Below are 8,472 nucleotides of genomic sequence, written 5' to 3'. Positions count from 1 at the left end.
AACGCAATTACCCAATCCTGCGCCAATTCGGCACGTTGATGGAATCGACTCGGCACGCCGTTCATCAACCTCCGCTTAACGCAAGCGGAACTCATTCGAGCAACAAAACGTAACATTTTCCTGAGGTGTAGCCCTCAGGAAAATTACATAAATACAGAGCATTGCATTCTAAACGTGATGGAAAATACGAGCTTCCGAAGGAGCTCGTCGCGAACCGTCAGGCAAGCGTCCCGTGGCAGTGCTTGTATTTCTGGCCCGAGCCGCAAGGACACGCCGCGTTGCGGCTGATGCCCATCCCCGCATAGGGATCGGTCATCGCCGGTGCGAGTTCGCCCGATCCGGCCATCGGCGGCGTGAACGTGCCGAACAGCTGGCCTGACGGAACTGTCCGCGCATCGTCCTCGCCGGTCAGCGGGTCGATATGGCTGGTCAGAAAGTCGGGCAGCTCCGGCAGCTGGAAATCTTCGGGCGAACCCATGCGGATTTCGCTGGTCATGAGGATGCGCGTCACATCCTCGCGGATCACTTCGAGCATCTTCTCGAACAGCCCGAAAGCTTCCTGCTTGTATTCGTTGATCGGCGTTTTCTGGGCATAGGCGCGCAGGAACACCACCTGACGCAGCGCGTCGAGCGTCGCGAGGTGCTCCTTCCAGTGATGGTCGAGCCGCTCGAGCAGGACCGACTTTTCGAGATTGCGCCACGAGGCCGGATCGACAGTCTCCAGCTTCGCGGCCATCTTTTCCTCAGCCAGCGCCGTGACGCGCTCTTCGATGACGTCCGGTTCAAGGCCGTCCTCGGTCAGCCAGGCATCGAATGGCGGCGCGAGCCCGAGCACTTCGTCCACTCGGGCGGCGAGTGCCGGAACGTTCCACTGCTCGGGGTAGGACCCCGGCGGGCAGGCATCCGCGACAATGGCGTTGATGGTGTCCTGACGCATGTCGAGCACGACATCATTCACCGCCTCGGCATCCATGATGTCGGCGCGCTGCTCGTAGATGACCTTGCGCTGGTCGTTCATCACGTTGTCGTATTCGACGACCTGCTTGCGCACGTCGTAGTTGCGCGCCTCGACCTTCTTCTGCGCAGTCTCGATTGCCTTCGACAGCCAGCGCGAACCAATCGCCTCGCCGTCAGCAAGGTTCGAGTTCATCATGCGGGCAAACAGCGTGTCCGGCCCGAAGATGCGCAGGAGATCGTCCTCGAGGCAGAGGTAGAACTTCGAGAGGCCCGGGTCGCCCTGACGGCCCGAACGGCCGCGCAGCTGGTTGTCGATGCGGCGGCTTTCGTGCCGCTCGGTCCCGATCACGCAGAGCCCGCCGGCGGCGAGCACCTTGGCCTTCTCTTCGGCCACTTCGGCCTTGATGCGGGCGATCCCGGCCTCGCGCTCCGGCCCCTCAGGCAGATCGCGCAGCTCGTCCTCGATGCGGAACTCGGCATTGCCGCCAAGCTGGATGTCGGTGCCGCGCCCGGCCATGTTGGTCGCAATGGTGACCGCGCCAAGCCGGCCCGCCTGCGCCACGATATGGGCTTCCATCTCGTGGAAGCGGGCATTGAGCACGTTGTGCGTCACGCCTTCCTGGTTGAGGAACTCGGAGAGCATTTCCGACTTCTCGATCGACACGGTGCCGACGAGCACCGGCTGACCGGTCTCGTAACGCTCGCGGATCAGCTTCGCGATTGCCTGGAACTTGTCCTGCGTGTTCTTGTAGAACTCGTCTTCCTCGTCGCGGCGCTGCACCGGCACGTTGGTCGGGATGGTGACGACATTCATCTTGTAGATGTCGAAGAATTCCGGCGCCTCGGTCGCGGCGGTGCCGGTCATGCCCGAAAGCTTGGGATACATGCGGAAGTAGTTCTGGAAGGTGATCGAGGCCATGGTCTGGTTCTCAGGCTCGATCTGCACGCCTTCCTTGGCCTCGACCGCCTGGTGCAGGCCGTTCGACCAGCGCCGTCCGTCCATCATGCGCCCGGTGAACTCGTCGATGATGACGACCTTGTCGTCCTTCACGATATAGTCGATGTCACGCTTGAACATGACGTTGGCCTTGAGCGCCTGATCGAGGTGGTGGACCACCATCGTGTTCTCGACGTCATAGAGGTTCGAACCGACCAGCAGCCCGTTTTCCTCCAGCTTGCGCTCGACCCATTCGACACCGTCTTCAGTGAGCGAGATGTTCTTGGTCTTCTCGTCCGCCTCGTAGAGCGAGGGATCGATCTGCTTCACCACCGCGTCGACCGACACGTAGAGCTCGCTCTTGTCATCTGTCGGGCCGGAAATGATCAGCGGCGTGCGCGCTTCGTCGATGAGGATCGAGTCCACTTCATCGACGATGGCGAAGTTGAACGGGCGGTGCACCATCTGGCTGCGCTCGTGCTTCATGTTGTCGCGCAGATAGTCGAAGCCGAGTTCGTTGTTGGTGGCGTAGGTGATGTCGGCCTCATAGGCCAGCCGCCGCTCGTACTCGTTCATGTTGGGCACGATCACGCCGACGGTGAGGCCGAGGAACTTGTGAATCTGGCCCATCCATTCGGCGTCGCGCCGGGCGAGGTAGTCGTTGACGGTCACGACGTGGACGCCCTTGCCCTCGATCGCGTTGAGGTAGGACGCGAGGGTCGCCACCAGCGTCTTGCCCTCGCCGGTGCGCATCTCCGCGATTTCGCCGCGGTGGAGCACGATACCGCCAATCATCTGCACATCGAAGTGGCGCATGCCGAGCACGCGGCGCGAAGCCTCGCGGCAAGTGGCGAAGGCTTCCGGCAGGATGTCGTCGAGCGTCTTGCCCGCCTCCAGCTGCGCGCGCAGCTTGGCCGTCTGGCCCTGCAGTTCCTCGTCGCTGAGCGCCTGCATTTCGGGCTCATAGGCGGCGATGGCCCGCACGATCTTGTCGAGCGACTTGACGTAACGATCGTTGGAAGACCCGAAAATGGCCTTGGCAATGCTGCCGAGCATGGTTGGAATCCTGTTTTGAAATGGAGTGCGCGGAGATGGCCGCGCCGGTCAGGCGTCCGCGCGTTGGCGGAGCGGGAAAAGTATCGGACGCGGAGCGCTATTCGCGCGGGCGATCCCAGATGCAGATGCTGATTGCGCGGACAAACGCGACAACGGGAAGCACCACGGTGCGGATCGTGTGCATCTTGCATGCAGGCCGCTGGGCCTTGGCAAGACCGACATCGGCCTTGCGCTCCTGACTGGCCACGAACATCGTGCCAGCAGCTGCACCGATGACTTCCGCACGCGCAGAAGTTGCTCCCACTTCGGAAAGCGAGAGGCCCGAAAGCAGGGCAAGAAGGACGAGCAGTAGCCGCATCACTGGCGCAGATAGGGGGATTTCCACCGAAGGTCCACTACTACGGCGAAGAATTATTGCGCGCCCGGCAAGTCCTCAACTTCGATGACCACGTGCAGCCGGACCCGGCGCGCGATCGGTTTGCCATCCTTGCCGGTGGCGACGACAAACCGCTCCTTGGGGCTGCAAAGCGCGAATGAGCCAGACAATGCGGGCGGACCGGTGAGCTTGTCGACCGTGCAATCGCGCTGCTTGCCGTCCGTACCGATCACAAAGCTGCCGACCACTTCTGCCGGTGCCATTTCGGTCGGTTCACCTTCCGGGATGACCCAGCGAATGCTGTTGCGATAGGTGCCCTCGACCGCCCTGCCCTTTGCATCATGCGCCGCGACGAAACGCGCCCGCAGCATCAGGAGGTTGCAAGTCTGGGTATCAAGCGCCTCGAAGTTGCTTGTCTGCGTGACGTTGCATGCTGAAGGTACGCCAGTTGGATCGACAGTCAGCACAAATCCGACAACACCCTCCTGTTCATCGCGCAAGGAGGGCGCAGGATAGTCGTCCGGGGTAACCCATGAGCCCGGATCGCCCGAGGGCCGGGGGCCTAGTGGTGTCCCGGCCCACGCCGGGAGGGAGGAGGCTGCCAGCAGCAGCGCGCAGGTCGAACCAAGTGCCAGTTTGAGCATGAAGCGATCTTCCGCAAGAATTGCACTGCGGTAAACTGAAAAAGGGGCAGCAAGAACGAAAGCTGCCGATGATTGAAGCGCGCGCGCCGCCGCGCTAGGGCCGCGCGCATGGCTCACGAACGTTCCCCTCTCGCCCAGCCCTTCCCCGCGCTTCCCGCCATTGCCGGGGCCACCCCGCGCATTGCCCGCGCCGGCTACAAGGATTGGGGCCGCTGCGACCTCACTTTCGTGGAACTCGCCGAAGGCACCGCCGTGGCCGGCGTGTTCACGCGCAATGTCTGCTGTTCCTCCGAAGTCGAGCTCGGCCGGCAAAACGTGGCGCAAGGCCGTGCCCGCGCGCTGGTGGTCAATGCGGGCAATTCCAATGCCTTCACCGGCTATCGCGGGCGCGAGGCGGTCAAGGCGATCATGGAGCAGGTTTCCGCGCATCTCGGCTGCGCGCGCGAGGAGGTCTTCGTCTCCTCCACCGGCGTGATCGGCGTACCGCTGCCCAAGGACAAGGCCCGCGCCGGGATCGAGGCTGCGCTGCTGGCTCAGCCTTGCTCATGGGAAGAAGCGGCCAACACCATCGGAACCACCGACACGTTTGCCAAGGGCGCGACGGCTGCGGCCATGGTCGGCGACGTGAAAGTCACGCTCAGCGCCATCATCAAGGGCTCGGGCATGATCGCACCCGATATGGCGACCATGCTGGGCTACGTGTTCACCGACGCGGCGGTCGATCCGGCATTCCTGCAAGCCTGCCTGTCAGATGCCAACCGGCGCACGTTTTCCTGCATCACGGTCGATAGCGACACCTCGACCAGCGACACGGTGCTCGCCTTCGCGACGGGTGCCGCGGGGAATGCCCCGCTGGTCTCGGTGGAGAGCCCCGGCGCCGATGCCTTTGCCGCCGCACTCCATGAAGTTTGCCGCAGCCTCGCCCACCTTGTCGTGCGCGATGGCGAAGGGGCGCAGAAATTCATCGCCGTGGCAGTCAGCGGCGCGGTAAGTGATGATAGCGCGCGCCGTGTCGGGCTCGCCATTGCCAACTCACCGCTGGTCAAGACCGCGATTGCCGGAGAAGACGCCAACTGGGGCCGCGTGGTCATGGCTGTCGGCAAGGCGGGCGAACCGGCGGACCGCGACCGCCTCTCGATCGGCTTCGGCGGCATCTGGGCGGCACGCGAGGGGCAGCCGCTTCCCGACTATGACGAAGCCCCGGTCGCCGCGCATCTCAAGGGGCAGGAGATCACCATCGAGGTCGATCTCGGCCTCGGCGAAGGCCGCGCGACGGTGTGGACGTGCGATCTCACGCACGGCTACATCGCCATCAACGCTGATTACCGCAGCTGAGCCGGGCGATGATCACGATCTGGGGGCGCCTCAATTCGCACAACGTCAAGAAGATCGCCTGGGCTGCCATCGCGATGGACCTGCCGCATCGCCGGATCGATATGGGCGGCGCGTTTGGCTTCACGCCGGAATACATTGCACTCAATCCCAATCGCATGATCCCGGCTATCGAGGATGGCGGCCTCGTCCTCTGGGAATCGAACGCGATCCTGCGTTATCTCGCCGATGCCTATGCCCCGCAGCTGCGCAGCGATGACGCGGCAGAGCGCGCGCAGGGTGACAAGTGGATGGACTGGCAGTTCCACTTTGCCGATGCGCAGCGCGATGCCTTCCTCGGCTGCGTGCGGCAGGGCAAGGACGCCAGCGATCCCGCTGTGGCGCGCTCGGCCGAAGTTTCCGGCGCGATGATGGCCATTCTCGATGCCGAGCTCGGGGTGCGCCCATGGCTTTCGGGACAGCACTTCGGGATCGCGGACATTCCGATGGGCGTTTATGTCCACACTTTCTATACGTTGCCCCTCACCCGGCCGGACCTGCCGCACCTTGCCGCATGGTACGCCCGCCTTCAGCGCCAGCCAGGATATGCCGAAACCGTGATGATCCCCCTCACATGACCGCGCTCGACACCCAGATCGCCGCCCTGCTGCGCCGCGTCGCCGCCGAGGCGATCCTGCCGCGCTACCAGTCGCTCGCCGCGCATGAGGTGATCGCCAAGGCAGTCAATGACATGGTCACGATTGCTGATACCGAGGCGGAAGTCCTGCTCGCCGACGGTCTCCATGCGATCATGCCGGAAGCCGCGATTGTCGGCGAGGAAGCGGTCCATGCCGATCCCTCGCTCTCCGCACGGCTCGACAGCGGGCTGTGCTGGATCATCGACCCGGTCGACGGCACCAACAACTTCGCCGCTGGAAAACCGCCGTTCGGCATCATCCTCGCGCTCAGCGACGGGGGTGCGACGCAGAGCGGGTGGATCTACGATCCGCTCACGGACCGGCTCTGCATCGCGCACAAGGGCAAGGGCGCCTTCGTCAACGGCAAACGCGTGACAGCCCGGCCCACGGGCGAGACCCCACCGATTGCCGCGATCAGCACCGTGTTCCTCGATCCCGCAGCCCGCGCCGCCGTGCAGCAGCGGATCGCGCCGTATTACACGCTGGTCGATATCCCGCGCTGCGCCGCCGAACAGTATCCCCGCCTCGTTCTGGGCGTGAACGACATTTCGGTGTTTGAGCGGACGCTGCCCTGGGACCATGCTGCGGGCGTACTCTTCGTCAACGAGGCAGGCGGCAAGGCCGCGCGGCCGGATGGCTCCCCCTACCGCACCGATCAGCACGGGCAGAAAGGCCTGTTTGCAGCCTCTTCACCCGCACTGTTCGATGAGTTTGTGACGCGCAGCAGCGCTGACTGACGACCCTACCTCCGCTCACCCTGAGCTTGTCGAAGGGTGCTGACGAAGGTGTCGCGTCTGATGCTTCGACAAGCTCGGCATGAGCGGGATGGGGGCAGAAACTTCACTGCGAGGGATCGCGCACCTTGAACGGATCGGTCGGCACCGGCTGCGTTGGCAGAACGCTGCGCGGCAGTTCCTTGTCGCTGTTCGCCGCTTCCCACAGCATGCCCGCCATGATCACCGCCGCCTGGCGCATGTCATCGGCGCGCATGTGGTCCACTGTATCGAGATTGGAGTGGTGGACGCGGCTTTCATAGTCCAGCGGATCCTGGATGAACTGATAGCCGGGTAGCCCGATCGCCTGCATGAATACGTGGTCGGTGCCGCCGGTCTTGCTCACCACCAGCTTGTCCGCGCCCAGCATGTCAAACGGTGAGAGCCATTCCTTGAGCAGCTTCTCCGCGCCAAGGTTGCCCTCGCTGTAGATGCCCCGGAACCGCCCCGAACCATTGTCCATGTTGAAGTAAGCCTTGAGCTGGCTGTATTCCGGCTTCGGCGTGATCGGGAAAGCATTGCGCCAGGCGACATAGGAATCGATGCCCTTGAGCGAAGGATCAACCGGCCGGGTCGCGAAATGCTGTTCGATATAGGCGCGGCTGCCGAGCAGACCCTGCTCTTCCCCGCCCCACAGCACAAAGCGGATGGTGCGCTTTGGCTTGACGCCGAGCTTGGCGAGGAGCCGTGCCGCCTCGAGCACGGTCACGCTGCCCGCGCCATTATCGTTGGCACCGTCGCCCGCAATCCAGCTGTCGAAATGCGCGCCGGCCATGACGAAGCCGGCCTTGGGATCGCTCCCCGGGATTTCGGCCACCACGTTCTCGGCGCGCAGGTTGCTATCATCATACCGGGCGGCAACGGTGATCGCCATTTCCGGAGCGGGGCCCGTCTTCGCGAGGCGCACGAGGCGGCGATAGTCTTCCTGCGCCAGTTCGATCGCCGGGACGGCCAAGGTCTCGCCGGGTTGGAAATCATAGCCCTCACCGTGGACCAGCTTGCCATCGCGGTAGCTCATCTTGACGAGCGCGAGGGCCCCTTCGGCCTTGAGGAATGCGGCAAGCTTGCCCTGAAAACGGCGGTTGCGGACCTGCACCGCGGGCGAATCAGGATCGTAATCGGGCTTGGTATAGGTATCGAGCGCAGCGATATCGGCATCGCTGTAGCGCTTGAACACGCCGTCCTTGCTCTCGCTCGTCTGGCCCGGCAGCGAGACCAGCACGATCTTGCCGGCGAGCTTGCCCTTCCATTCCGCGAAATGTTCCTCGCGCGACATCGGCGCGATCACGATCGGGGCGCGCAGGGTTCCCGCCGTCGCAGGTGACCACGCCACGGGAATGGCCGTGAGCGGCAGCACGCGCGGGGTGACCATTGCCACCGAATAGCTGTCGAGGTTCCACCCGAGCCCGAAGTCGAACGGCTCGACGTGGATGTTGGCAAGGCCCTGCTTGCGCATCTGCTCCATCGCCCAGCTTTCCGCCTTGCGATGGTTTTCCGAATTGGTGAGGCGCGGACCGATGCGGTCCATCAGTGCAGAGGCGGTAATCATCGCCTCGCTGCGGTTCATGCCTTCATCGATGATCCGGGCAATCGCGGCGCTATCGCCGTCGGGCGCGGCCTTTGAAGCGGTAAGCGGCGCGGCAGAGGCAAGCAGACCTGCCGCGAGCAGAAGGACAGACCGGCGGTGAGGTACGGTTGGCATCAGGAACAGGCTCCGAAG

Annotated in this window: 7 protein-coding genes; 3 read left to right on the top strand and 4 right to left on the bottom strand. The window is 63.8% G+C overall.

Translation table 11 applies throughout. From position 1 onward, the window contains the following. Positions 1 to 217 precede the first annotated feature (217 nt). The 3 genes from secA to ACO056_RS11740 all read right to left on the bottom strand — a co-directional run bounded on the left by secA (position 218) and on the right by ACO056_RS11740 (position 3,970). The gene (gene secA, locus ACO056_RS11750) at positions 218 to 2,950 is read right to left on the bottom strand and encodes a preprotein translocase subunit SecA (protein ID WP_421846913.1); all 2,733 of its coding nucleotides are present in this window, start codon (positions 2,948 to 2,950) and stop codon (positions 218 to 220) included. Between the two features lie 97 nt (positions 2,951 to 3,047). Continuing rightward, positions 3,048 to 3,308, bottom strand: coding sequence for a hypothetical protein (locus tag ACO056_RS11745; RefSeq protein WP_421846911.1), 261 nt, complete (start codon positions 3,306 to 3,308; stop codon positions 3,048 to 3,050). A 53-nt stretch (positions 3,309 to 3,361) separates the two neighbouring features. Then, complete coding sequence (locus ACO056_RS11740; RefSeq protein WP_421846909.1) at positions 3,362 to 3,970, bottom strand: energy transducer TonB; 609 nt, start codon at positions 3,968 to 3,970, stop codon at positions 3,362 to 3,364. A 108-nt stretch (positions 3,971 to 4,078) separates the two neighbouring features. Between ACO056_RS11740 and argJ the strand changes: the two genes are divergently transcribed. Genes argJ through ACO056_RS11725 form a run of 3 tightly spaced genes read left to right on the top strand, consistent with a single transcriptional unit; the run spans position 4,079 to position 6,716 of the window. Continuing rightward, positions 4,079 to 5,305 (top strand): bifunctional glutamate N-acetyltransferase/amino-acid acetyltransferase ArgJ, encoded by a 1,227-nt coding sequence (gene argJ, locus ACO056_RS11735; RefSeq protein ID WP_421846907.1) that lies wholly within the window; start codon positions 4,079 to 4,081, stop codon positions 5,303 to 5,305. Between the two features lie 8 nt (positions 5,306 to 5,313). After that, complete coding sequence (locus ACO056_RS11730) at positions 5,314 to 5,919, top strand: glutathione S-transferase family protein (RefSeq protein ID WP_421846905.1); 606 nt, start codon at positions 5,314 to 5,316, stop codon at positions 5,917 to 5,919. After that, positions 5,916 to 6,716 carry an inositol monophosphatase family protein gene (locus tag ACO056_RS11725; protein WP_421846903.1) on the top strand — a complete coding sequence of 267 codons (801 nt, stop codon included), beginning with the start codon at positions 5,916 to 5,918 and terminating at the stop codon, positions 6,714 to 6,716. Before ACO056_RS11730 ends, ACO056_RS11725 begins: the two co-directional genes overlap by 4 nt. Positions 6,717 to 6,819: 103 nt before the next feature. On the opposite strand, the gene ACO056_RS11720 is transcribed toward ACO056_RS11725, so the two are convergent. After that, complete coding sequence (locus tag ACO056_RS11720) at positions 6,820 to 8,454, bottom strand: M20/M25/M40 family metallo-hydrolase (RefSeq protein WP_421846901.1); 1,635 nt, start codon at positions 8,452 to 8,454, stop codon at positions 6,820 to 6,822. Between the last annotated feature and the right edge of the window lie 18 nt (positions 8,455 to 8,472).

Source organism: Novosphingobium sp. (genome assembly GCF_965228995.1).
GTDB lineage: Bacteria > Pseudomonadota > Alphaproteobacteria > Sphingomonadales > Sphingomonadaceae > Novosphingobium.
This window is presented reverse-complemented; position numbering and strand designations above follow the sequence as displayed.